The following is a 26959-nucleotide window of genomic DNA, read 5'->3' as shown; positions in this document are numbered from 1 at the left end:
CAGGCAAGTTCAGTCGTTTTGTGCAGCTAACCATTGGCTCAAGGCGGCAATCGATGTCTGCCAGCAAGACTCAAGGCGTTGAAATTCACTAAGCTCCAACGCGTTATTTGCACTGGCTTTATCTACACTGTCTTTATTTGCACTGGCTTTTAGCGCCAGCTCTAACTCCTTACATAATTTAGCTAACGCTATCAATCCCATACTGGCACTGCTGCCCTTAAGCCCGTGCAGCAATTTGGCGACCTCTTCCTTGGGATTAGCTAGAGACAGTTTGGCAAGCTGCTCACGACTCGAATCACTAAAAAGATCGAGCATAGACATCATAGCTTCGCTGCCGAGTACATCCTTATCCTGCGCTAACTGCTTGAGATCTAATAACGGCTCATCATCGACATCCGCTATTGTCGTTGCAATCTTAGCTTCCGTTGTGACTTGAAGCGGCGCAGATAACAGGTCATTCACGGTCGATGATGAAATGGATGCAGACAAGGGAGAAACCGCAACACCAAGCCATTCTGTAAGGGTTTGTAGACTTAGAGGCTTAGCCAATACAGCATCAAATCCCGCCTCGCGGTAATGCTGTAAATCCTCGCTCTGCATTTGGGCGGTAAAGGCTGCAAATTTCACACTAGGATTGGCAATCAACATTTTTAACTGCGGCAATAAATCGATTCCAGTGCCATCACTGAGCTGAATATCCAGCATCACAGCATCGAAAACCACGCCGCTAGACTCAACAAATTCAAGCGCCTGTTGGCAACTGACAGCAAGAACTGACTTGTGACCTAAGTGCGCTAAAAATCCCTGCGCCACCATAGCATTCACTTTATTGTCTTCTACCACCATCACTTGGCGAGCTGGCACTAACACCCTCTCTTTTACCGCTTTGGTATTGGTCATATCGCATTCATTAAAGGCGAGTTCAAAACCAAACTCACTGCCTTTTCCTGGCTGACTTTTAACCCAAATCCCGCGGCCGCTAGCATCCATTAACTCAACCAATTGCTTACAAATGGCGAGCCCTAAACCCGTGCCGCGACTGCGACCTTGATTAGGTAAAGCACTGTAGGGCACAAAAAGTTTATCAAGTGCCGCAGGCACAATACCAACGCCCGTGTCCTGCACAACAAAAGACAGTTGAGTGCCTTGCAGACTCACAGTTAGCGTCACGCAGCCCTCTTGCGTAAATTTAATGCCATTGCCGATTAGGTTGAACAATACTTGGCGCAACTTAGGCCCATCGATATTGATGCAGCTTGGTAACTTAGGCTTGTTCATTTTGAGGCTGAGCCCAGCTAAATTTGCACCCGCAACCATGATCGCCAGCACTTCATCGAGCAAGGTATTGATATCGGTCGGCCTTGGCTCGTGGCTGAGTTTCCCTTGTTCAAGGCGCGAAAAATCCAAAATGTCGTTCAACACGGTTTGCAATAAAGTGCCGCTATATTGCGATAGCGCTAACATTTGCTGCTGCGCTGGTGGTAGTTCACTGTGACCGAGCAAAGTTAATGTACCGAGTAAACCGTTGAGAGGCGTACGAATTTCGTGGCTCATGGTCGCAAGGAATTGGGATTTTGCCTGACTAGCCTCTTCAGCTATTTGCCTTGCTTTAGCATGGCCCTTAGCTTCGGCATCGAGGCGATTATTGGTATCGGCCAGCTCTTGCGTACGGGCAGCAACCGTTTGCTCCAACGCCTTTTTATGCTCGGTCAACTCATCTGCCACCTGACGTAAATCAGCCTGTAATTTAAGATTATGGGCAGTTTTACGCTTGAAGGCTTCGATAGCATTTGCCATCGCAGTCAGTTCATCATCCCCGTGGGCCTCTAAACTCACGTCCGTGTCACCTAAGCTCAAGCGGGACATAGCCTCGGTCGCCTGATTTAACCTAAGGGCGATACCGCGATAAATGACTCGATAGATCACAAAGCCAATTACCACAAACATCAAGGCACCTGTGCCCCAAAGCCCAAGCCTAGCAAGGGACAATTGGTGTAGATAATCACTACGTGCTAATTCAGCCTGTTGTTGCTGTTGATTTAGGGCTCTATCCACCAGCGTATTGAGTCCATAAAGTTTTTCGGCTAATTCTTGCTGCTGACGCTGTTGCTGCTGCAGTGTTTGGCTTAATTCCCGCTGTAATTTAATGATTTGTGGTGTGTGCGCTAACACTGCTAATTCGGTTTTTAACGCCTGCAAACGCCCCGGATCGCGAATTATCTCGGGCACATTATCGAGTGCCATCAAATCGATATTGATGTCACTCGAAGCAAGCGCTGAATCCGTCTTATGGGCAAGCGCCCTGTCCATTGCCGTCGCCATCTCAGGCTCAGGAAGCGTAAAACTCGGGGAAGGATTCGTGCTTGCAAACGTCGCCAGCAAATTCGGCACACTTAATTGCAATTCTGACTGCAATTCGGAGGATTCAAATAACTGACTTAACAAGGCAATTTGATGAACTAACTTAAGGGCACGATTGAGCTGCTCTTGAATATCAAGTTCGCCCTCAATCACATCGTCGAGTAATCGGCCGCTGCGCTTCGCGCCTGCCATATCAGGATAGGCCTGACTCAACTTCGCCAAGATGGCAGAATTCACGACGGCGAGCTCAGATTGAAGTAATTCGGAGGCATGTCCTGCGGCGATGGACAAATCATGGGCCTTAAGCTGCAGTTCATCGCCCATGGTCAAACGCCTACCCACACTTTTGCCCAGTGAGGTTAATTGGCTGATGATTTGTTCGGCCAGCTGGTTAAGATTTTGGCCTTCGTTAACATCCAATATAGTTAAGGTTTTGATGCCATTAAACATATTGACACTTTCAAGGCTCAGTTTACGACCAATAAACTCCCGTTGACGCTCATCTTCTACCCGCCCTAACTGCTGCACACCATCGGACAAGGCATTAGAAGCTTGCACTAGCTGCCTCGCCGCTTGGGATGCGGGGAGTGACTCTTCGTACAAGTATCTATCGGCCTGTTTTAGCCAATGTAGACTCAAGCTACCTAAGCTAACAAGCAGCATCAGCAATACGCCTAACACACTGAAGGCGAGCATTAATCGACCGGTTAAACTGGTTCGCGATAAAGATAAAGGAGCCACACATCTTCCTTAAACTGTTACAATGCCATCCAAGATTATGCTTAGCGGATAATACGGGATGATGCGAAAATATTGGCAACGATTGTTCACACTCGCCACATTTGGCCTCGTGTTTTCAGGCTATGCGACAAGTGAAACCCTCACTTGGCCATTAGAGCAGCGCACGCCATTCAATGTCAAAATCCAGCAATCCCAAACATTAAACTACTTACCGCTGACAAAAGCTCAAAAGCCTTGGCGGATCTGCGCCCTAGTTCCACACCTTAAAGATGCCTACTGGATTGGCATTGATTATGGACTGATCCAACATGCGAAAGCACTTGGCGTCTCACTCGATCTCTTCGAAGCAGGCAGTTATTACCATAAAGATAAACAACTGGCTCAGCTGCAAAGCTGTATGCAAGGCGACTATGATGCCATCTTACTGGGCTCAGTCAGCCCTAATTTACTTGCCCAATTTACCGCGCCACTGACTAAACCCGTGTTAGCCCTAGTCAATAAACTTAATAGCGACCAAGTCAAAACTCATATTGGCGTCAACTGGTATCAAATGGGGCTACTGGCGGGTAACTTCATCAAAGCCGATGCAACATCACAACATCCGCAACAAACGGCAAATTTGGCACTCTTAGCCGGACCAGAAAACTTAGGTGGCACTGATTTAGTTGAGCAAGGTATACGTCAGGCGCTTGAAGGGAGCCAAGTCAAGATTAGTGCCATTCAGCACGCCGATAATAATCGCAATTTGTATCGTGACCAGTTGCAGATGCTACTTAAAGCTCAGCAGCCAGATTATATTCTCGGCAGCGCAGTGGCGATTGAGGCCGCCATTAGTACCTTGAAACAAAAGGGATTAAGTAACAGAGTCAAGCTAGTAAGCAGTTACTTGTCCCCCGCCATTGTGCGTGGGCTCAAACGGGAAAAAGTCATCTACAGTAATGATGATCTAGTCGTATTACAGGGAAAACTCGCCATTGATGTTACAGTGAAACAACTCGAAGGCGCTCAGCCATTTGGCGATATAGGCCCTGCGATCATCAAGCGAACATCATCCTCTAACACTTTGTCTCAATTAGATTTCAGTCTAGCGGAGGCCGACTTTTACCCTCTGTACCAAGTGCGACCTCACTCGCATTAATCGTCCACTTTAGCGGCAAATAAATAACCTTCCCCATGAACAGTGACAAACAATTCAGTGTCGAGTTTATTGCGAAGGCGGCGAATGATCACATCTATGGTTCTGTCATTGACATCCAGATTACGGTGACTGGTTTGCTGCATTAAACGCTCACGGGATAAGACCTGCTGCGGATGCAGAGCAAATGCGACCAGTAACTCAAATTCCGCTTTGGTGAGTTTGATCAACACATCGCCATGGCGTAATTTACGGCTGTTGAGTTCGAGTTGATAACCTTCGAAACTTAACACATCGTCCGGTTGGGATAATTCTTCGGCGACCGCCAGCTCGGCTTGCTTCACAAGGGAAATCCGCCATAGAAGGTTTTTAACCCTAACCAGCAACTCCCTCAGCTCGAAAGGTTTAGTCACATAATCATCGGCGCCCATTTCGAGACCAACGATTTTGTCGATAGATTCATCCCGCCCAGAGACCAGAATTATGCCCACATGGGAGCGGCTGCGCAGCTCACGGGTCAGGCTCAAACCATCGACACCGGGCAAATTGATATCTAGCATGATCAAATCGATATGTTGGCGATTAAACTCGTACCACATCTGCTCGCCATCGGCCGCCTCAACGACGCGATAACCTTCCTTTTCAAAATATCCCTTTAATCGCGCACGGATAACCGCTTCATCGTCGACAACCAGCACACTGTAAGCCATTTTCAATTTCTCTTATTTTACTTACGTGAATTATTCATACTTTTTCATATTTGCATATGAGTGAAAGGTTAAATATGCGATCTCGGTAGCTTTATTGAACAAAAAATTGCTCTGCTTTTACAGTCACATCAATATGACATATGCTTAGGGACACTGATGGGACTACACTTAGCAGACTATGAAAGAAAAAGGATTGGGTATGGACGAAAGGCGCAAGTTTTCGCGGATTCTATTTGCCACGAATGCACATCTACAACAAGGTGTTGCACAGTGGGAGACAACCATTCTCGATTTGAGTCTAAATGGTGCCCTGGTCGAAGAGCCGCAAAATTTTATTCACTCGGGTGATGCTATTACCCTCAGCTTTATCTTGCCCGAATCTGACATAGAGATCCGTATGGAAACTGAGTTGGTCCATCAAAAAAATGCCCAATTAGGCTTGAAGTGTAACTTTATCGACGTCGACAGTATCAGCCACCTAAAACGTATGGTGGAGCTTAACTTAGGCGATGCTTCCTTGCTGAATCGCGAACTTATGTTGTTTATCGAAAAACACAATATCACAGATTAAAACACTCGCTCATAAACACAAACAGCGCCTAATGGCGCTGTTTTGCTTGCGGGCGTTTATCTCGCTTGAGAGCGTTTGATGCTAAATCGCTTCTAGCGCTTCAGATAACTTAGACACACCCACGACCTCCATTCCCGCAGGAGGCTTTTTCGGCACATTGGCCTTAGGCACGATGGCGCGCTTAAAACCATGTTTAGCGGCTTCAACTAATCGCTCTTGCCCATTGGGCACAGGACGAATTTCACCGGACAACCCGACCTCACCAAAGGCCACTAAATCGCTAGGCAAAATATCACCGCGAAAACTCGATACCATAGCCAAGAGTAACGTTAAGTCGGCACTGGTTTCTGTCACTTTCACGCCGCCCACCACGTTCACAAACACATCCTGATCCGACATCTGTAAACCGCCGTGGCGGTGCATCACGGCAAGCAGCATAGCTAAACGGTTAGCATCCATACCCACCGCCACGCGCCGCGGGTTAGACATGGCCGAGTTATCCACCAACACTTGCAGTTCCACCAGTAGCGGCCGCGTGCCTTCCCAGACCACCATAACAAGCGAGCCAGAAGATTCTTCTTCACCACGGGAAAGGAAAATTGCCGAAGGATTGGCGACTTCTTTTAAGCCGCGCTCTGTCATGGCAAATACGCCTAACTCGTTGATCGCACCGAAACGGTTTTTGTGGGAACGCAAGGTGCGATAACGACTATCGCTATCGCCTTCGAACATCACTGAACAGTCAATACAATGCTCCAATACCTTAGGCCCTGCCAGACTACCATCTTTAGTCACATGGCCGACCATGATCACGGCAATACCATTTTCCTTCGCAAAACGCGTTAAGTAAGAGGCGGATTCACGTACTTGCGACACACTGCCTGGGCTCGATGCCACATCGCTCATGTGCATCACTTGAATCGAATCAACCACTATGACCTTTGGTAATTCTTTGAGGGCCACTTCGCAAATTTGTTCAACGCTGGTTTCAGACAACATCCGCAGTTTATTGGTTGGTAAACCAAGGCGATGGGCGCGCATGGCCACTTGCTGCAAGGATTCTTCACCTGTGACATAGAGTGCAGGCATTTGCTCGGCCAGATGACACAGGGTTTGCAATAAAAGCGTACTCTTACCCGCGCCTGGATGACCGCCAATCAAAATGGCAGAACCTGGCACGATTCCGCCACCGAGCACTCGGTCTAACTCCCCGAAATGACTCAATATTCGCGGCAGAGCATTAAGATCGATTTGATCTAATGTCTTCACTTCATTGCTGCTCGCACCAGCGTAACCGACAAACTTAGTGCTGCGCCCAGGAGAAGCCGCACCGAGCCTGACCTCAGTAATCGTATTCCATTCCTGACAAGCACTGCATTGCCCTTGCCAACGGGGAAAGTCTTGTCCACACTCATTACATACGTACGCCGTTTTATTCTTTGCCATAACTTATTAAAATCTGTATAAAATCAATTTAAGTAACGATGAATACTGCCGACATAAGACTAACACAGCACGGCATAAAATCAGCATTAGAAAAGAACCCTACATGAGTCTAGATAACCACAGTGCACTCATCGAACAGCTCAAGCCGTTACTCATGGAACCTAACTTCCAAGAGATTTTTCAGCAGCTGACGATAGATGAAACCAATTCGACCCGTTTTCTTGTGAAAATGGAATTGAGTCGTTTGGCTTCGCCTTGCACCCGAATTATCGATCTCAGGGATAAATCAGAGCTTCCTTGTACTGAAGTCATGTTAGGTCAACAGCGACATTTTTTAGATGAGCCAGCCAAAAGCAGTATGCATGAGGCCATGTCACTGTTTCGCAACCAATATACCTTAGGTGTGTATGAATATGTGCTCAATGCCCATCAACAGCGTCGGGTAAAATTACGCCAAGGTGTGACTCAGGTTGAAGCCGCCGAACCAGAACCTTTTATGGTGCCAGGCGTAGTATTAGGCAGTTATTTCAACCGCGCTGAGGAGCGGATGAATTACAGTATTCGCATTGCGGCATCACAATCCGGTCGAGGTGAAGTACCTGGGATCACGGCAGATTTATCTATCGGCGGTGCCCGTATTCGCCTCGCCGCCAATCATCCCTTCGATCTCGACCAACCACTCAAAGTTAAGTTACTGGAACTCAGTGAAGAGTTTTACTATCCCGATCTCCAGCTCGGCGTGGATTATCAGATTGTCGATAGCCAAACCAATGGCGAATATATTTGGCTAAGGCTCAAACGCCTTGGTGGCAGTGAAGCCTTAAGTGAAATGCTCGGCAATTTAATCCGCGGCTATAAACTGCGTTACAAGGTAGATGTCAATGATGTGATAGTGAGTGCAACAGGACTCGGATTTGAACGCCATTATTTACCTCACCTGCCCCACTTGCCTTTGTATTTCAATACTCAAACCCAAGGTTTGAGTCACATGCTGCTCAGCCGTGACAACCAACAGATAGTGCATTACTTTCAAGATGAAAATGATGTCAGCCAATTACCAGCCATGCTGACCCCAAGCCGAGTATCGGCATTGCTGAGTCATCCAGAAAATCCCGACCACGGGCTATTTTTTAGCTTTACCTATAATGCCCAAGGCTGCTTATATTTTTACTCTGCCACCTTAGCGGAGCTTAAAGCTAAGGGCATGATGCCTTTATTCCTAGGCTTTGCATCGACCAAACCTAGCTGGCGGATCTTTAAAGTTACCCAAGATAAAATTTATCATGATAAGGGCTATCGCCGCGCAACCCTGCCGGGCGATGAGGCTAAATTCAGCCCACTGGTCGAACAGCAGTTATCGCAGTTTAGTCATTTACTGCAGCTCATCGATATCAGCAATGAAGATGCCAGAGGGCATTACAAAGCCTGGCAAGACAACAGTAATGCCAATGCCCTTAAAACCTTTGGTCAACAACGATTAACCGCCAATCAAATTAAGTTAGTTTCCATGCAGTTTAGCGAGCGACGCCAAGAGGCTCGTTTCGCCTTTAAAACCTTAGTCAACGTGACGCAAGACAAGCTAAAAGCCACGGGCATTACTTTAGATATTTCTAGCCGTGGCATGCAATTAACCTTAGACAATCCGACAGAGTTCTCATCGAATAAACCTCTACTGTTAAGCTTCCCTAAACTACAAACCATTGCGGGGAAAACACAGTTAGATAATCTCCCTTACCGTTTAGTGCGCACCCGTAAGAATGGTGTAACACTGCATTTAACCGCAGTCATGGGCCATACACCCCATGTGGGGGTCGAGTTTTTAAATAAACTGATTGCCCATAATAAGGAAAAGTTAGAACAACTGACTGAGAACAATAGTGAAGCGAATGAACTTGCCGATGGTTTAAAAAATATTTTGATGCATGATTTGCATTCTGTGCCCTACTTTGTTGAAAAAACGACAAAATCGGCTCAAGTCGCGTGTTTAGGCGTAGGTACACAACAGGATGAGATCAGCGATATTTTTGCCGCTGGCACGTCAGATACTCTGCAATATAATTTAGCACCGCTGCTAAAGGATGGATTCTTTAAGCGGGATATCCTCGAACCTATTCGCCAGATGAAACCCCAGCAAGATATGGATTTCATTGAAGTGTTTGTCCAGTTGATACGTCAATCTCGTGGCAAAATCTTTTTGAAATGCACTTCAGCCACAGAAGTCGGTGATGTGGATGCTCAGATAACCTTTATCAATCAGAGCAAAGCGTTAGGCCGATTCCTCGCCCTACGCGTTTACCGAGGTGCGACTGAAAAGCCAGACATGAGTTATCTGCGTCGCGAATTGGAATACATTAATATTCATGCAAACCATAAAGCTAAACAATTAGAAGAACAGTTATGGCGGATAATTGGTGTCGGTGAACTGTTAGATATTACCCAAGAGGTTGAACTAAGATACCCTGCAATCCATAAAAAACAGTCTTAATTGTTTAATACCGCCAGATCAAAACTTAAATACCAATCCCTAATCTTAGGAAAATGATCACTGCTAGCATCTATATGCGTCAGCATATCGGCATGACCATAATCATGTTTAAAACCATTATCCTTAGAAAGAAGCGTTGATTTCACCCGTTTAAAGCCGCACTCTGCGACCATATCAGCCACATCTTCTGGATGCCCAAGCACAGTATCGCTCTGCCCTGAGATAAACCAAGCTGGTGGCCAATTAGCGAATGTTGCCGCTTTCGCATAATCAAATCCATCGTCGTGATCGAGCCAATCTCCTCGCACCCAATCGATACTTTGAACTAATGAGGCGCGACTCTCATTGTCCATACCGATGCGCAGCTTATCGGCAGCAAGGTAACCTTGGCCCATAGCTAAACCTGGCGCTAAACGATTCCAAAAAACATCAACCATTAACCACTTTTTGAAGGATTTAACCCGAATCGTCCGCTTGCTACCGAAGGTCAGCAATGAACGAACACTTTGTTGTAACTCAGGATAACGGGCCAGACTGCTCGCCATTAACACCCCGCCCCATGAATGGGCGCACCAATGCACCTGCGAAGGCGGCACGATTTTGCAATCATGCTTAGCCGCCTGTTCTTGGCAGGCTTTTTGATGTAACTCGAGAATCGCCTGCTGCACTAAAGGTAATTGCTCGCGGATCACTTCACCTTGCCCTAAGGTAAAATCCCGATCGATTTTCGGCAAACTGAGCCCTCTGCCAGCGGTATCCAACACATACACCACAAATCCCGCCTTAACCAAAAAACAACCTAGGCCACGGCCACTTTGGCTATAGAACACCCGACCGTTAGACATGGCACCATGGAGCATGAGAATAGGCGTCTTAGAAAAATCAGGCACCGACGGTAATAACTGACGTAGATGCAGTTGGCCATCGCGGTACTGCAGAAAGATTGAAGACTGTGAAATGGGTGATGTTGAGCCTTGAGCGAGCTGAGTCAAAATGAGTCACTGGTAGTTTATCAATCTCCCTAAACTACCAGCTCATCAATAAAAGACAAGAGTCATTACTCTAACTCAGCCCTGATTTAGGCTTTCATCTCGACTCATATTTCAAATAAATGAATAACCTAGATTTGCAACAGATAAGGTAAAACGCGCAGGTCGAGGTGGCGAATATTGGCATCCGCCGCCGCTGCCAGCTTAGGTTTAGCATGGAAAGCGATACCAAAATCCGCTGCCATCACCATAGGGATATCATTGGCGCCATCGCCGATAGCGACGCTTTGACCTTTGGGAATGTCCCACTGCTCACTGCAACGCTCAACCACATCCGCCTTAAACTGCGCATCCACGACTTTACCCGTCACTTCACCCGCGAGTTTGCCATCAGTGATGACTAACTCATTAGCAAAGGCCGCATCTAAGCTTAGAAGCTGTTTTAAATGACCCACAAAAGGCGTAAAGCCGCCAGATGCCACCACTAAACGCCAGTCATGGGATTTAAGTTCTAACAGTATGGACTCAAGCCCAGGCATTAAAGGCAAGTTGTCGCACAAGGTCGTGATAATACTGGCATCGGCGCCCTTAAGCTGTGCCACGCGCTGACGCAGACTCTGCTCAAAATCTAGCTCACCTTGCATAGCACGTTCAGTAATCGCCGCCACGCGCTCGCCAACACCCGCCATGGCCGCTAATTCATCAATACATTCAATCTGAATCGCCGTGGAGTCCATGTCCATCACTAATAAGCCGGGATGGTTCAAACGAGGTAAATCAAAATTGATGACATGCAGTTCAGCCAAAGACTGCGGGAATGCTACTAACTGCGCCTGAGAAGGCAAATTTACCAGTGCCAACTCGATACAATGTAAGCCGACTTGGCGTTCGATATGTGAAATACCGATAACATCAGACGAAGGCAATGCCGCAATCCAGGCCGATATTGCGCCCTCTACCGCGGCATCTTGATAAATAATTCGCACACGTGAAACACCAGCGGGATATGCTGACTCTTGATAACGTTCAAACACTTGCCCTTGGTGTTCAAACCTTGGGGAATGGTCAGAGACTAACCACAAAAAAAGCGCATCTTGGTTCAAGCTTTCCATCGGACTTAAATTCTCCAACTATCGGGCTCACTCAGAATCAATTATGATTAGGCAAGCGCTCTACATTTTAAGGGTCAAAGTGTTATATCTTAAAGGGCTAAAGAAAAGCCATAAAATCAGTAGACTGATCCAAATTGCCGCCGCCTTCGCCTTAATATTCGGCTTAGTGCAATTATGGCAGACAAGCCTACTACAAGGTCAGTTGCTTCTAAAGTCCCAAACTCAAAAGATGGCCAGATTACTGGTACAGCAAACTGCTTATGGTGCAGCACCCGCGCTACAACTGCAAAATGATGAGCAGTTGCAATGGCTCGCCAGCGCTTTAGTGGAAGATCCTAAGGTGATGTCCGCCGCCATCTTCAGTGACCAAGGCATGCGGCTATCCTTCGCTCAAAGCATCACTAAGGATGTAGTTGATCCTGACTCGGAAGAAATGAATTTGCTGCTAAGCAAATATCCTCCCTATGTAGAGCCCGTGATCCAAGAAGGGAAAAATCTAGGTTATGTCGAAGTCAGGCTTGATACCAAGTTATTTTTCAATGAAATCAAAGAAGCCCATAATTTAAACATGGAGCAACAACAAATCATGCTGCTGGTTGCAGGCTTGATTGGTATGTTGCTTTCACGCTCTTTGTCTTTCAAACGTGCCGACTTCGACCGCCGCCGCTTTCGGGTTAAGTTGCGTCAAGCGCCGAAAAAACCTGAGAAACGATCCATAGCTGAAGAGCCATCAGAAAGTGTTAATGATGGTTTGGCGCAAGAGCTAACCGAAGATCAACTGGTGTCGACCACTGATAACCCACAAGAAAAAGCGGCTAAACCCACTAAGGCGCCAAAAGCAGTGACAGAGGCAAATACCGATAAGCTCACTCAGACCAGCGTGCAAACTAAGGCCGAAAAAACGTCAAAAAAATCATTGGAATTACAGGATAATACAGCAGTTGAAAACGCGGCAAACGATGCGGAACAAGCGGCACCTGTTAAGGTTAAACCTAAAGTGAAAAGTGTCCGTCGGGTAAAACACGCGACTAAAGCAACAGCCGCTGCGGCCGAAACCTCGACGCCAAAAACACCCAGTGAACCAAGTGATCTCGACACAGATTCAACAGGTTAATATCTATTTCGATAGATAAGGTAAATCACTAATCTATTGATAGCTAAGCTCTAGATAAGCCATAAACAAGCAATTTCTAATAACCAAACCATTAATAACAAAGTCGAATAGAACAGCCGCTAAAAATTGGCATAAAAAAGGGTTCGCATTGCGAACCCTTTTTCAGTAGCACACTCTTACAGCGTAACAGTTACAGTGTAATCGCCGCTTCTAATGTCATGATGATCATGTCATTGAATGTGGTTTGACGTTCTTCTGCAGAAGTCTTTTCACCGGTGCGGATGTGGTCAGATACAGTCACAACGCACAGGGCACGCGCACCAAACTCATGGGCAACGCCGTACAAACCCGCCGCTTCCATTTCTACGCCTAATACGCCCATCTTCTCCATCACGTCAAACATTTGTGGATCAGGAGTGTAGAACAGGTCCGCAGAGAAAATGTTACCTACGCGAACTTTAGTGCCACGAACTTTCGCAGATTCGATAACCGCATTCATCAGCTCATAGTTAGCGATAGCGGCAAAATCTTGGCCTTTAAAACGTAAACGGTTAACCGCTGAGTCAGTACATGCACCCATACCGATGATCACGTCACGTACTTTAACGTCAGTGCTGATCGCACCACAAGTACCCACACGGATCAGGTTCTTAACGCCGTAATCACGAATTAATTCAGTTGCATAAATAGAGCATGAAGGAATACCCATGCCAGAACCCATTACTGAAATACGCTTACCTTTGTAAGTACCAGTAAAACCTAGCATGTTTCGAACATCAGTCACTTGCTCAACATTTTCTAAGAATGTTTCAGCAATATATTTTGCACGTAATGGATCGCCTGGAAACAGCATTGTCTCAGCGAATGCGCCCTCTACAGCATTAATGTGTGGTGTTGCCATCGAAATAACCCCTGTTTATTTTATTAAGACTTAAGTCTTTGTTTACTGACGGCAAATGTCAGCCGCCAAATCGAAATAAATGCTAATTTGCCTAAAGGAACGATTCGCCATAGGCCATAGGTTCAAGCTTAAAGTGGCTCGCAATAGATTGGCCGATATCGGCAAAGCTGTTACGACGCCCCAGCGATCCCGCTTTCAATCCAGCGCCAAAAGCTAATACTGGCACATATTCACGGGTATGATCAGTGCCTTGCCATGTTGGATCGCAACCGTGATCCGCCGTTAAAATCAGCAGATCGTCTTCACCTAATAATGCGAGCATTTCAGGCAAACGGGCATCGAAATATTCCAGCCCTTTGGCGTAGCCAGCAACATCACGGCGATGACCGTAGTGAGAGTCGAAATCAACGAAGTTAGTAAACACTATAGTGCTATCACCCGCAGATTTCACTTCGGCTAAGGTCGCATCGAAAAGTGCTTCTAAGCCGTTCGCCTTCACTTTTTTAGTGATACCACAGTAAGCATAAATGTCGGCAATCTTGCCCACACTCACTACTTCACCGCCAGCCTCTTTCAGCTTATCGAGTACAGTTTTTGCAGGTGGCGCGAGCGAATAATCCTTACGATTGCCAGTACGGGCAAAATCACTTGGACCAGTACCATCAAATGGACGGGCAATGACGCGACCTATGTTGTAAGGCTCTAACTCTTCACGGGTTATTTCGCAAAGACGATAGAGATTGTCTAAACCGAAGGTTTCTTCATGACAAGCGATTTGGAATACTGAATCAGCAGAGGTGTAGAAAATAGGCTTGCCAGAGCGCATGTGCTCTTCGCCTAACTCTTCTAAAATAGTTGTACCTGAGGCATGGCAATTACCTAAGAATCCATCCAGACCTGCACGGGCTAAGATCTTATCCGTCAGTTCTTTAGGAAAAGAATTTTGATGCTCGCTGAAATAACCCCACTCGAATAGTACGGGCACGCCCGCCATCTCCCAGTGACCGCTCGGCGTATCTTTACCCGAACTTAACTCTTGTGCATGACCATAAGCACCAATCAGCTCAACATTATCGCCAAAACCGGGGGCAAAGGCGCCAGTACTTTCCATCGCTGCATGGCCTAAACCTAAGCGCGCTAAGTTAGGTAATTTCAGCGGGCCTTCACGGCCAATATCGGCTTTGCCTTCGGCGCATACTTTAGCAATATGGCCAAAGGTATCGGAACCGACATCACCAAAACTTGCTGCATCAGCAGAAGCACCGACTCCAAAGGAGTCCAACATCATAATAATGGTACGTTTCATAATTCTTCCTTAAAGATCCGATGCACGAATATAGGCATAGATCTCAGGTGTTTTTTCTGGAGCGGTTTCACCAATGTGAATCGCTTTTTTCACCGCGAGTTCCGCTTCCGCGAAGGCGGCTTCAGATTGTGCATGGATAACGGCAATCGGCGTCGATGAATCCACTTTATCGCCTAGGGCACACACTTGGGTTAAGCCAACACTATAGTCTAGTGCATCGCCGGGCTTACGGCGGCCGCCACCTAAGGTCACAACCGCTAAACCTAATTCACGGGTATCCATGCTATAGGCATAACCTTGCATATCGGCAAAGACGGGACGAATAATTTGTGACTGCGGCAGGTATTTACTGTAGTTTTCAACAAAATCAACCGGACCACCAAGACCCGACACCATCTTGCCAAAGAGTTCTGCAGCGCGGCCATTGTCGAGTACACGATTCAGTTTAGCGCGAGCATCGGCTTCATTGCTTGCAAGACCGCCAAGGAGCAGCATCTCAGCACAAAGACCCATAGTGACTTCATATAAACGCGGGTTACGGTAAGCACCCGTTAAAAAATCGATGGCTTCTTTCACTTCAACCGCGTTACCTGCACAAGATGCAAGCACTTGATTCATATCGGTAAGCAAAGCTGTCGTTTTAGTGCCCGCGCCATTAGCAACGGCGGCGATACTGCGAGCTAATTCTTCCGATGCCTCATAGGTTGGCATAAAAGCGCCGCTACCAACTTTCACGTCCATCGCCAGCGCATCTAAATTACAGGCTAATTTCTTAGACAGAATCGATGCTGTGATGAGGGAAATGGATTCAACGGTGGCGGTATTATCGCGGATAGAATAGAAGCGTTTATCGGCAGGAACGAGATCGCCCGTTTGGCCAATAATCGCCACTCCGACTTCTTTAACCACTTTACGGAACAATTCACTTGAAGGCTCAGTTTGGTAACCCGGAATGGCATCAAACTTATCGAGCGTGCCGCCCGTATGACCTAGGCCGCGCCCAGAAATCATAGGCACATAACCGCCACAAGCCGCAGCCATAGGGCCGAGCATGAGGCTAATCACATCGCCCACACCGCCAGTGCTGTGCTTGTCAATAACAGGGCCATTGAGTCCCAATGACTGCCAATTAAGTACAGTGCCAGAATCACGCATCGCTGTTGTTAAAGCGATTCTTTCATCCATATTCATGTCATTAAAGTACACAGCCATGCCTAATGCCGCGATCTGGCCTTCGGACACTGCGTTAGTAGTGATACCTTGAACAAAGAACTGTATTTCTGCGGAACTTAGCGCTAAACCATTACGTTTTTTACGAATAATCTCTTGAGCTAGAAACATGATACTGCCTCCAAGATAGGCACTAACAACCCTGTCGCTAGTGCTTATCTTTGCAATGAAACATCAAAACTGTAGCAATATTACAAGTTCATACTATCGAAGTTTTGAGTTTGCCAAATAGATTTAGGTCACACTTAATTAGGCTCGCTATACGCTGATAGTATTAATCAGCGATAGTTTGCAATTAATAGCCTTGAGTCGGCTTAGGCGTATCAGCTAATTCTAGTGTGTGTAACAAGCTGTTTAGTAAACTTGAAGCACCAAATCTAAAGGTACGTGGTGAAACCCAATCAGCACCTAAAATACGCTCAGCAACACCGAGGAATTCAGCTGCTTGTGCAGCATCACGCACACCACCGGCAGGCTTGAAGCCTACTTGGGTATTCTTCTCGCTGATCACAGTTAACATGATTTCAGCCGCTTCGAGTGTGGCGTTTACAGGCACTTTACCAGTAGAGGTTTTAATAAAGTCAGCACCTGCATCGATTGAAAGCTCAGATGCACGGCGGATAAGCGCAGGATCAGCTAACACGCCAGATTCGATGATGACTTTTAACAAGACTTCACCACAGGCTTCTTTACAGGCTTTAACTAATTCAAAACCAATTGTTTCATTGCCTTCCATCAGTGCGCGGTATGGGAATACCACGTCAACTTCGTCAGCACCATAGGCAACGGCAGCGCGAGTTTCTAGCACAGCAATGGCAATGTCATCATTGCCATGGGGAAAATTAGTCACAGTGGCAATTTGGATATCTTCAGCACCAATTTCATCTAACGTCTTGCGTGCAATCGGGATGAAACGTGGGTAAATGCAGATAGCGGCAGTATTGCCCGCAGCCGTTTTCGCTTTGTGGCACAGGTCGATCACTTTTTGATCTGTGTCGTCATCATTCAAAGTCGTTAAGTCCATCAACTCAATGGCGCGTTGTGCTGCTTTTTTTAAATCAGTCATAATAGCTCTCCAAAATAAAAATTAAATGAATAGAAATCAGTCGCATAAAAGCAACGCTTGAGAGGTGGCATTATTTTGATTATTTTTATATGGCCGGGCCTTCAGGCGGTGCCGAGTAATTTGCTTGTACAAACTACCTTGTTGTAGGTATTCAATCTTGCCTAAGTCATAAAGAACAATAGGCATCCTGACACTTAAAATAACTTATAAGTGACCACGACTTGAATCCTTGAAGACCGGAAGAGAGGATACGAATAAAATCTTGCACCTACTTTTCCGCGAAAAATCCATTTTAGCGCGAGAAAAACACAAACCTTTATATAAACCCACTTGTTAGCCTAATAGGCTTAGATAAAGACTCATGGTAAAACAAAGATGGAGCCGCATAATGCGGCTCCAACAAGCAATGATTACAAGAGATTAGAACTTGTAAGTTGCAGTGAAGTAGTGAGCAAAACCTTTGGTCTCTAAACCAAATGTGCCTTCATCCTTCAGCAAATAAACATCGCTATATGCTTTCAGGCCGTAACCAAGCGCATAGTTATCTGAATGCCAGTGCAGACCGAAGTATGCAGCACCACCATTAGAAGTAAATGTAGTACTTACAAATTGGCCATTAGAGTCGTATTTATTTACTTCATCAGCACCAAACTGATAATCAACATAGCCTTGGAAGGAAACAAAGCTCTTGTTGTCGAAGAAATAGAAAGGCTTGAACCAGTTCATAGAGAATTGGTAACCATTCCAATCCTTAGCATTAAAATCGTAGGTTGCATACAGGTTCATACCTGTTTTGCCTAACCATGGTACCATTACATCGGCACCAATACCCCAAAACGACATATTGACATCGCCTGGATTATTAATTTTTTGTGGACCTGGATGATCTTCAACATCAAAAGAAATGCTTTGGCCTTGGATTGCACCACCGCCCCAGTTGAACAGAGTAGAGAAGTAAACTTCTTGTACTGGGCCAAAAGATAAATCTTTACCAGTAATAGCATCTAAAGAGAAACGTGGCGCAAATTTCATAAACATCTTGCTATCGCCACCAGTTTTATCACCTGAGCTGCTGTTAGCTAAATTGAAGACGTCTACATAACCATATAAATCAACGATCCCCTTACGACCACCAAATTCCATTTCTAAGTAGTCATGGCCGCCATCATCAGCATCACCACGTGGTAATTCATTAACAGCATACATAGCATTAAACTGCATCCACTTATAATCAGTGGCATAAATATCAGAACGATCAGCGGCAAATGCGTTGCCAGAGATTGCAGCTACTGCTGTAGCAGCTAAAGCTAAAGTTTTAACGTTTTTCATCATCAACCCCATTTATCTTGTTTACTACCATCGAGGGTAGCGTTCTTTTTGTGGCGCTCGCATTCTACCTAGATTAAATAAAATCTCAATAATCTAGCGTAAAATCACAAACACAAAATTCTTAATTGTGAACAAAGTCGCGACTTCTGCATTACGATTAATTAACTTAACCGTGTTCCCGCGACATTTAAGACAGAATAACAGCGACATCTCAGTTGCATTCTGTGTCTTTCAATTGGAGAAACTATTCACTACAGGAATCACTACTGGCACTACTGGAAAATGGTTGAATTAACTTAGGTCCTGCCCTGCATGGTCAGGACCCAGTTAGTGGGGTTTCCCCCTACTGCCGTTCATTGACTTAGATAGCTAAGAACAGACCAGCAAGTGTCGCACTCATTAAGTTAGCTAAAGAGCCGGCGATAACCGCACGAATACCCATAGTAGCTAAATCATGACGACGGTTAGGAGCCATTGCACCTAAACCACCAAGCAGAATCGCGATTGATGACAAGTTAGCGAAACCACACAGAGCAAACGAGATAATCGCTTTTGTTCTGTCTGTCATTGCTAAACCTGTTTCAGCCACAACCATACCGCCATCAGCGATGTCTTTCAGGTATGGAGCAAAGTTTAAGTAAGCAACGAATTCGTTAACAATGATCTTTTGACCAATGAAAGAACCAGCGACTAATGCTTCATTCCAAGGCACACCGATAAGGAATGCTAAAGGCATGAACACATAACCGAGGATCAATTCAAGTGTTAGCCCTTCAAGACCAACCCATCCACCAAGCCAACCAAGCAAACCGTTGAGCATGGCAATTAAACCAACGAAGGCTAACAACATAGCACCTACGTTCAGCGCTAAATGCATACCAGATGAAGCACCTGCTGCAGCTGCGTCCAACACGTTAGCTGGTTTGTCAGGATCTTCTGGCAAATCGCTCATGTCATTTTTAGCGACTTCAGTTTCAGGGTGCATCAGTTTAGCCATTAATAGACCACCTGGTGCTGCCATGAATGATGCGGCAACTAAGTACTCGATAGGTACACCCATCTGCGCGTAACCAGCTAATACTGAACCCGCGATTGATGCCAAACCACCGACCATGATCGCAAACAGTTCAGACTGCGTCATAGTTGGGATGAATGGACGAACAACCAGAGGAGCTTCAGTTTGACCCACGAAGATGTTAGCTGTTGCTGACATTGATTCTGTACGGCTTGTGCCCAATGCTATTTGTAAACCACCACCGATGATACGGATGATCCACTGCATAACGCCTAAGTAATATAGAACCGCGATCAGAGAAGAGAAGAACACGATAACGGGTAACACGTTCACTGCGAAGATGAAGCCAAGTTTAAAATTAGCTAAATCACCAAACAGGAAACCGATACCGTTTTGTGCATAACTAATAATACTTGACACAAAATCAGATACACTTTTCAGGATATCTTTACCAACTGGAACGTACAGTACAAAACCACCGAAAGCGGCCTGAATAGCTAACGCGCCACCCACTGTACGCAAATTAATTGCTTTTTTGTTATTCGATAGGAGGAAACCTATCGCAAGTAGGGTGACCACCCCTACTAAACTCATTAATATATCCATTAACCATCACCCTATTGTTAACACTTTTTAATTATGTTGTTAATCAACCTATTTCCGAGTCAGATTATACCCGAGCCTAAGTCGAAAATCGTCGTTTTGATCATATTTTTGGAGTTTAATTTCAATCGCTTAGTGCAGAATGCTAGTGCGACCTACACCTGTTTATTTAAAAACAACTAAAGGTCAAACAGTTGCACAGCATTCGACATCAAGTGTTCTGATATTAGAACACTTGATTTTTTTTGCAAAGTAGCGATTTTGTCTATAAAAAGAACAAGGTTAGCGGGTTGGTTACGTTTTTCAGTAACATTTATCGGCGTCATTGCCGGAGAATCAGTCTCAAGTATGAGGTGTTCGAGTGGGAGTTCAGTGACTGTTTTGAGTAATTTTTTGGCATTGGGATTCATAATCAAACCACCAATTCCCAGCTTAAAACCTAACTTAATATATTCCTGTGCTATCTCAACACTGCCAGAAAAAGCATGTATCACACCGCCTCTAGGCAATTGATACTTTTTTAAACAGGCCAAAACCTCGGGATGTGCTTTAACACTATGAATAATCACCGGCAGATTAACGGATTTAGCTAACGTCAATTGCGCCTCAAAAAACGCTAACTGCTGCGGCCAAGTAGCGGAATAAAGTTTATCTAAGCCACATTCACCAATAGCAACAAAACGAGGACATTCGAGCAACGCGGCAACTTTAGATGTTAATGCTAAGATCCCTGCATCAACATTCTCTGGGCAAAACCAAGGATGGATGCCAAGGGCAAAATAGGTTTGATATTGTGCGGCAACAGCGAGCTGTTTGTGCCAGTGCTGCGGGGACACGCCAGGAATAATCAGATTATTAACCCCAACACTGTGCATTCGCTGCACTACAGTATCACGGTCAAGATCAAACTCGGCAAAATCTAGATGTGCGTGGGTATCAATCACTGCAAATACCTCACTCTGTGGTCGATTTGCCGTTTGAATGCGCTTCAGGCGGCAATGCAGTTTCGTCAGCCGTAGTCGCTTTAGCGCATTTTACCGCTAATGGCGGATCTTCAAGGCGTGGCATACAACAACGACGATTTTCAGGTGTCAGCCCCATGCGGTCGCACCACTGAATATAAACCTGCCATGTTTTTGTGATCCAATTCGCCATCATTCACATCCAGAACCGTTTTTAGATTTCATTAGATACAAAAATGGCGGTGAATTCACCGCCATTTCAACAACTATTCTAAACCGAACCTAATTAGTGCTCGCGGGTTTTCGCAAACTCAATATCAGGATACCTTTCCATCGAAAGATTCAGGTTGACCATAGTTGGCGCAATATAGGTTAAGTTGTCACCACCATCGAGTGCTAAGTTTTGGCTACACTTGCGGCGGAACTCTTCAAGCTTACGCTCATCCTTACAATAAACCCAGCGAGCAGTCGAAACGCTAATACCTTCGTAAATGGCTTCAACGTTATATTCGCTCTTAAGACGACCAACAACCACTTCAAACTGCAGCACACCCACGGCGCCAACAATTAAATCGTTAGTATCGATTGGGCGGAATACTTGCACAGCGCCTTCTTCTGACAACTGTACTAAGCCTTTTAACAGTTGCTTTTGCTTAAGCGGATCGCGCAGACGAATACGGCGGAACATTTCAGGGGCGAAGTTAGGCACACCAGTGAAACGGAATTTTTCGCCTTGGGTAAAAGTATCGCCAATACGGATAGTGCCATGGTTATGTAAACCGATGATATCGCCTGGGTAAGCTTCCTCGGCACGCTCACGATCGCCCGCCATAAAGGTTAATGCATCGCTAACGTTAACATCTTTACCAATACGCACATGGTGCATTTTCATGCCTTGCTCGTAACGGCCAGAACACACACGCATAAAGGCGACACGGTCACGGTGTTTTGGATCCATGTTAGCTTGGATCTTGAACACGAAACCGGTGAATTTCTCTTCTTCAGGCATAACTACGCGTGCATCGCTTTCGCGCGGTAATGGCTTAGGTGCCCACTCAACGATACCGTCAAGAATATGATCCACACCAAAGTTACCTAACGCGGTACCGAAGAACACTGGCGTCAGCTCACCTTTCAAGAAAGCCGCATGGTCAAATTCATGCGACGCGCCGCGCACTAATTCCATCTCATCGCGCAAATCAGCAGCGTAACTGCCAATCGCTTTCTCAAGATCAGGGTTATTAATGCCTTTAATTACACGACGCTCTTGAATAGTGTGTCCCATACCGCCTTGATACAAGACCACTTCATCACGCAGTATATGGTAAATACCTTTGAATTCTTTACCGCTGCCAATAGGCCAAGTAATAGGTGCGCAGGCAATATTCAGCACGCTTTCGACTTCATCCATCAGATCGATAGGATCACGGATATCGCGGTCGAGTTTGTTCATGAAAGTCACGATCGGCGTATCGCGCAGACGTGTCACTTCCATCAACTTAATAGTACGCTCTTCAACACCTTTAGCAGAGTCGATGACCATCAGACAAGAGTCAACAGCGGTCAGTGTACGATAGGTATCTTCAGAGAAGTCTTCGTGACCAGGCGTGTCGAGTAGGTTAACGAGGGCGCCACCATAGGGGAATTGCATCACAGACGTAGTAATAGAAATACCACGGTCCTTCTCCATTTCCATCCAGTCAGACTTAGCATGCTGACCCGATTTTTTGCCTTTAACCGTTCCCGCTTTTTGCAAAGCGTTTCCGAATAACAGCACTTTTTCGGTAATGGTTGTTTTACCCGCGTCGGGGTGCGATATAATAGCAAAAGTGCGTCGCTTATTGATTTCTATAGACATATTTATTAAGTCTTACTCGTTGTTCAATCAGTTTGTACACACGCTTGTACACAAAACTAAAATAATGATTTGTCATTTGATATCTTGGCGCGGAGTATAGCAGAATCACTCCATTAAAATCGCGCTCAAAAATCAACTTGCCATAGATTTTATGAACAGCCTGTATGGCATTGAACAATCGCATACTGATGAATCTCTGAGCTGCCTGTGCGGCGGTGAACCCTCATTTAAACGAGTTTCTAACCGCCAGCCGTTTCTAAGCCGCCTGCGCGGCGGTGAACTTGTGAAATGCTGTTTGTTACAAAGCCTGTCATTTCTAAGCCGCCTGTGCGGCGGTGAACTGCTTTGATGCCTTTTAGCATCTCCGCTAACTTTTCTAAGCCGCCTGTGCGGCGGTGAACGATTATATTGATGCCCAGTTAGCAGCCGAGAATTTCTAAGCCGCCTGTGCGGCGGTGAACCCGTTACGTTGCACTATGCTGTCACGGCGCTCTTTCTAAGCCGCCTGTGCGGCGGTGAACTCTTGGATAATTGGTTTTCCACGGCGCAGCATTTTCTAAGCCGCCTGTGCGGCGGTGAACACGCTGCTTCTGCGTTTAGCGGTACTTGGTTATTTCTAAGCCGCCTGTGCGGCGGTGAACAGCTATTAGCGGATAGCGCAATTGATATCGATTTTCTAAGCCGCCTGTGCGGCGGTGAACCATTGCAAACGCCTTAAGCTGTAGTCCTTACATTTCTAAGCCGCCTGTGCGGCGGTGAACACTAAAGCGATTATTATGCTCGGGCTTCAATTTTTCTAAGCCGCCTGTGCGGCGGTGAACTACAGTTCCAACAGTTATTTATGCTGGTTCAGTTTCTAAGCCGCCTGTGCGGCGGTGAACTGATTGCTATTCCAGACCTGCCGCCATATACATTTCTAAGCCGCCTGTGCGGCGGTGAACGTCCCTGTTACCTCGTACAACCCCTGTTGTGTTTTCTAAGCCGCCTGTGCGGCGGTGAACCACACCACTTGTCACAATGTCGCCCGTGGTTGTTTCTAAGCCGCCTGTGCGGCGGTGAACCCAATCACGTTAGCAGGGCTGCTAGAGCCTATTTTCTAAGCCGCCTGTGCGGCGGTGAACTTCACTCGATGATTAACGGCAAGATTTACACTTTTCTAAGCCGCCTGTGCGGCGGTGAACTGAATACTGTCCCGATAGTCGTTGTGCTCCTTTTTCTAAGCCGCCTGTGCGGCGGTGAACTACGTAAAATGTTTTTACCTGATAAAGTCTTATTTCTAAGCCGCCTGTGCGGCGGTGAACATTGCGATGTCACTGATACGACGTTTATCACTTTTCTAAGCCGCCTGTGCGGCGGTGAACCCGCTTCTGATTCTTTCTTCGACCATGTGATCTTTCTAAGCCGCCTGTGCGGCGGTGAACAGCGCACAGACTTTCGATATCTAAGCGCTTTATTTCTAAGCCGCCTGTGCGGCGGTGAACGTAAAACTAAAGGGCGGATAACCGTTTTTAGCTTTCTAAGCCGCCTGTGCGGCGGTGAACTTTGCTTGCCGTACACAGCTAAGCGCTGACAATTTCTAAGCCGCCTGTGCGGCGGTGAACGTTAATCCAGCGTTGGCATGACTTGCACGGCATTTCTAAGCCGCCTGTGCGGCGGTGAACAATGACAGCATGGGGCCTTGGCGTAATGGCATTTTCTAAGCCGCCTGTGCGGCGGTGAACTGTGGCGTAAAATATGCGTCATCTGCCCTTTGTTTCTAAGCCGCCTGTGCGGCGGTGAACCATGAATCTGTTAACACATTGTGCGCAGTTGTTTTCTAAGCCGCCTGTGCGGCGGTGAACGCCAGACCCGTTAAAAAAGTGCGCCCCGTAATTTTCTAAGCCGCCTGTGCGGCGGTGAACAATTCAGTGACACAGCGATTAATCGTGCCTTGTTTCTAAGCCGCCTGTGCGGCGGTGAACCTAATGACATCGATGTGACTGCTGTAAAAGTTTTTCTAAGCCGCCTGTGCGGCGGTGAACTTAAGCCAAATTTAAATATCTTCGGCCATTATTTTCTAAGCCGCCTGTGCGGCGGTGAACAACCCGCATTGCCATGTGCTGTTGCGCTGGCATTTCTAAGCCGCCTGTGCGGCGGTGAACTTTAATGAAAACGGCGAGGATGATAATATTCTTTTCTAAGCCGCCTGTGCGGCGGTGAACTATATTGCATAACTTCCTTAACCACTTCCCGATTTCTAAGCCGCCTGTGCGGCGGTGAACATAATTCCCTGATGCTAGTTGACAACGTGTACTTTCTAAGCCGCCTGTGCGGCGGTGAACCTTTATGATACATTTCAAATCCTCTCTAGAAATTTCTAAGCCGCCTGTGCGGCGGTGAACTCATTGTAAGACTAAACCGCCATGGCGAAACATTTCTAAGCCGCCTGTGCGGCGGTGAACGATTTAGCGATACAGTGACGGATCGCTGGATTTTTCTAAGCCGCCTGTGCGGCGGTGAACGTCACGGCCACATTTATGTGATGAACTCCAATTTTCTAAGCCGCCTGTGCGGCGGTGAACTACGTCTGCGAACTAACCCGCTTTCACACTCATTTCTAAGCCGCCTGTGCGGCGGTGAACTACCAATTATGCGTCGGGGACATTAGCGTTATTTTCTAAGCCGCCTGTGCGGCGGTGAACGCGTGTATGCCGAAGACTGCCCACGAACCATTTTTCTAAGCCGCCTGTGCGGCGGTGAACGTCTGAGCCGGCAACTCCTGAAAGTGTATCCATTTCTAAGCCGCCTGTGCGGCGGTGAACGTTTAGGCACTACGCCATAGGATAGGCGGGTTTTTCTAAGCCGCCTGTGCGGCGGTGAACGCTTCTCGTCACCATAAACCGAATTACTAACATTTCTAAGCCGCCTGTGCGGCGGTGAACCTCAAGTAAATCAATTACACGAGTGGGTAACTTTTCTAAGCCGCCTGTGCGGCGGTGAACCTAGAGCACGGATAGGGCAAAATTGGACAGCATTTCTAAGCCGCCTGTGCGGCGGTGAACTTAGGGCGCAGTTTTGGCACGGCTGGAATGGTTTTCTAAGCCGCCTGTGCGGCGGTGAACTGATTGTTTTTTGCTATCACTTTTTATTCCTGTTTCTAAGCCGCCTGTGCGGCGGTGAACAAAATCAAGCTTGCTATTAATATCCTTTAATTTTTCTAAGCCGCCTGTGCGGCGGTGAACCTGATACTCAAAGTAATCAAGCTCCTGTTCGTTTTCTAAGCCGCCTGTGCGGCGGTGAACCTATTGCGCCAGCGCTGGCAAGAAGTGTCTAATTTCTAAGCCGCCTGTGCGGCGGTGAACGATAGTGTCATTTTCATTGATGTGGTTTCTGCTTTCTAAGCCGCCTGTGCGGCGGTGAACTGTGCAAACATCCTGGCGTACCGTTTCATCACTTTCTAAGCCGCCTGTGCGGCGGTGAACAGAGGTAGGGGCTTTTATCGAGGTGTTATTAGTTTCTAAGCCGCCTGTGCGGCGGTGAACGAGGGCATGAAGCCTCTAGATGTTATTGAGAATTTCTAAGCCGCCTGTGCGGCGGTGAACAAATTGGCATTGAGCTGGTGGAGTGGCTAGAATTTCTAAGCCGCCTGTGCGGCGGTGAACAATCCCATTGCCCTGTCTGTCAATCTTACATATTTCTAAGCCGCCTGTGCGGCGGTGAACAGTTATTTAGCAATGGTGACTGAGTGAATGGCTTTCTAAGCCGCCTGTGCGGCGGTGAACGGGTGGGCGAGCTTGCGAGAATCGCTCTAGCTTTTCTAAGCCGCCTGTGCGGCGGTGAACGTGCGAAGTAATTTCGGTATGTCATTTTTGACGTTTCTAAGCCGCCTGTGCGGCGGTGAACAGAGCGTCAACATCAAGCGGCTTTCCTTCATATTTCTAAGCCGCCTGTGCGGCGGTGAACGTCTCTATTATTTTGCGCAAGCTCGAAGGTAATTTCTAAGCCGCCTGTGCGGCGGTGAACAGCACCGGTATTGATTTGGGCCA

General features: G+C 46.7%; 18 protein-coding genes and 1 CRISPR repeat array (1 of these 19 only partly in view). Of the genes, 4 read left to right on the top strand and 14 right to left on the bottom strand.

All coding sequences use genetic code 11. The features are described from left to right. Window positions 1-9 precede the first annotated feature (9 nt). Window positions 10-3102 (bottom strand): TMAO reductase system sensor histidine kinase/response regulator TorS, encoded by a 3093-nt coding sequence (gene torS, locus Q4Q57_RS17865; protein ID WP_311891588.1) that lies wholly within the window; start codon window positions 3100-3102, stop codon window positions 10-12. Window positions 3103-3160: 58 nt separating this feature from the next. Here torS and torT point away from each other — a divergent pair, with 58 nt between their 5' ends. Beyond that, entirely contained in the window at window positions 3161-4240 is a 1080-nt protein-coding gene (gene torT / locus Q4Q57_RS17860) for a TMAO reductase system periplasmic protein TorT (protein ID WP_409438198.1), read from the top strand. Here the strand turns inward: torT and torR are convergent. Beyond that, complete coding sequence (gene torR / locus Q4Q57_RS17855; RefSeq protein ID WP_106651293.1) at window positions 4237-4947, bottom strand: two-component system response regulator TorR; 711 nt, start codon at window positions 4945-4947, stop codon at window positions 4237-4239. The two genes, torT and torR, sit on opposite strands and share 4 nt — an antisense overlap. Window positions 4948-5146: 199 nt before the next feature. On the opposite strand from torR, the gene Q4Q57_RS17850 reads away from it, so the two are divergent. Continuing rightward, window positions 5147-5518: a PilZ domain-containing protein gene (locus tag Q4Q57_RS17850; RefSeq protein WP_006082695.1), complete on the top strand. Its 372-nt coding sequence runs from the start codon at window positions 5147-5149 to the stop codon at window positions 5516-5518. 81 nt (window positions 5519-5599) lie between these two features. On the opposite strand, the gene radA is transcribed toward Q4Q57_RS17850, so the two are convergent. Next, on the bottom strand, window positions 5600-6964 hold the full coding sequence (gene radA, locus Q4Q57_RS17845; RefSeq protein ID WP_311891587.1) for a DNA repair protein RadA: 1365 nt from the start codon (window positions 6962-6964) through the stop codon (window positions 5600-5602). Between the two features lie 103 nt (window positions 6965-7067). Between radA and Q4Q57_RS17840 the strand changes: the two genes are divergently transcribed. Further along, a complete protein-coding gene (locus Q4Q57_RS17840) occupies window positions 7068-9449 on the top strand; it encodes a PilZ domain-containing protein (RefSeq protein ID WP_106651294.1) in 2382 nt (793 codons plus the stop codon). Here the strand turns inward: Q4Q57_RS17840 and Q4Q57_RS17835 are convergent. Together Q4Q57_RS17835 and serB are read right to left on the bottom strand one after the other, a co-directional pair. After that, window positions 9446-10441, bottom strand: coding sequence for an alpha/beta hydrolase (locus Q4Q57_RS17835; RefSeq protein WP_311891586.1), 996 nt, complete (start codon window positions 10439-10441; stop codon window positions 9446-9448). The two genes, Q4Q57_RS17840 and Q4Q57_RS17835, sit on opposite strands and share 4 nt — an antisense overlap. 128 nt (window positions 10442-10569) lie before the next feature. Beyond that, the gene (gene serB, locus Q4Q57_RS17830; protein WP_311891585.1) at window positions 10570-11550 is read right to left on the bottom strand and encodes a phosphoserine phosphatase SerB; all 981 of its coding nucleotides are present in this window, start codon (window positions 11548-11550) and stop codon (window positions 10570-10572) included. A 79-nt stretch (window positions 11551-11629) separates the two neighbouring features. On the opposite strand from serB, the gene Q4Q57_RS17825 reads away from it, so the two are divergent. After that, a complete protein-coding gene (locus tag Q4Q57_RS17825) occupies window positions 11630-12664 on the top strand; it encodes a YtjB family periplasmic protein (protein WP_409438199.1) in 1035 nt (344 codons plus the stop codon). A gap of 190 nt (window positions 12665-12854) precedes the next feature. Here Q4Q57_RS17825 and deoD read toward each other — a convergent pair whose 3' ends face one another. The 9 genes from deoD to prfC all read right to left on the bottom strand — a co-directional run bounded on the left by deoD (window position 12855) and on the right by prfC (window position 22934). Continuing rightward, the gene (deoD, locus tag Q4Q57_RS17820) at window positions 12855-13565 is read right to left on the bottom strand and encodes a purine-nucleoside phosphorylase (RefSeq protein WP_006086929.1); all 711 of its coding nucleotides are present in this window, start codon (window positions 13563-13565) and stop codon (window positions 12855-12857) included. 91 nt (window positions 13566-13656) lie between these two features. Continuing rightward, the gene (locus Q4Q57_RS17815) at window positions 13657-14871 is read right to left on the bottom strand and encodes a phosphopentomutase (protein WP_311891583.1); all 1215 of its coding nucleotides are present in this window, start codon (window positions 14869-14871) and stop codon (window positions 13657-13659) included. A gap of 9 nt (window positions 14872-14880) precedes the next feature. Further along, window positions 14881-16212: a thymidine phosphorylase gene (gene deoA / locus Q4Q57_RS17810; protein WP_173243376.1), complete on the bottom strand. Its 1332-nt coding sequence runs from the start codon at window positions 16210-16212 to the stop codon at window positions 14881-14883. 184 nt (window positions 16213-16396) lie between these two features. Beyond that, window positions 16397-17167, bottom strand: a complete 771-nt coding sequence (gene deoC, locus Q4Q57_RS17805; protein ID WP_311891582.1) for a deoxyribose-phosphate aldolase — start codon at window positions 17165-17167, stop codon at window positions 16397-16399. 420 nt (window positions 17168-17587) lie between these two features. Next, window positions 17588-18496 (bottom strand): outer membrane protein OmpK, encoded by a 909-nt coding sequence (locus Q4Q57_RS17800; protein ID WP_311891581.1) that lies wholly within the window; start codon window positions 18494-18496, stop codon window positions 17588-17590. Window positions 18497-18857: 361 nt separating this feature from the next. Then, entirely contained in the window at window positions 18858-20117 is a 1260-nt protein-coding gene (locus Q4Q57_RS17795) for a NupC/NupG family nucleoside CNT transporter (RefSeq protein ID WP_311891580.1), read from the bottom strand. A 176-nt stretch (window positions 20118-20293) separates the two neighbouring features. Then, the gene (locus Q4Q57_RS17790; protein WP_311891579.1) at window positions 20294-21058 is read right to left on the bottom strand and encodes a TatD family hydrolase; all 765 of its coding nucleotides are present in this window, start codon (window positions 21056-21058) and stop codon (window positions 20294-20296) included. 10 nt (window positions 21059-21068) lie between these two features. Further along, on the bottom strand, window positions 21069-21272 hold the full coding sequence (locus Q4Q57_RS17785; protein WP_310796059.1) for a hypothetical protein: 204 nt from the start codon (window positions 21270-21272) through the stop codon (window positions 21069-21071). A gap of 90 nt (window positions 21273-21362) precedes the next feature. After that, window positions 21363-22934 (bottom strand): peptide chain release factor 3, encoded by a 1572-nt coding sequence (prfC, locus tag Q4Q57_RS17780; protein ID WP_012197490.1) that lies wholly within the window; start codon window positions 22932-22934, stop codon window positions 21363-21365. A 193-nt stretch (window positions 22935-23127) separates the two neighbouring features. Next, a CRISPR array of direct repeats spans window positions 23128-26959; the repeat unit is 28 nt; unit sequence TTTCTAAGCCGCCTGTGCGGCGGTGAAC; it runs 2677 nt beyond the window's last position.

It is taken from the genome of Shewanella sp. SP2S2-6 (assembly GCF_031931965.1).
GTDB classification, from domain to species: Bacteria; Pseudomonadota; Gammaproteobacteria; order Enterobacterales; family Shewanellaceae; genus Shewanella; species Shewanella baltica.
Note: the sequence above shows the minus strand (reverse complement) of the source record. Positions and strands in the feature narration are given on the sequence as shown.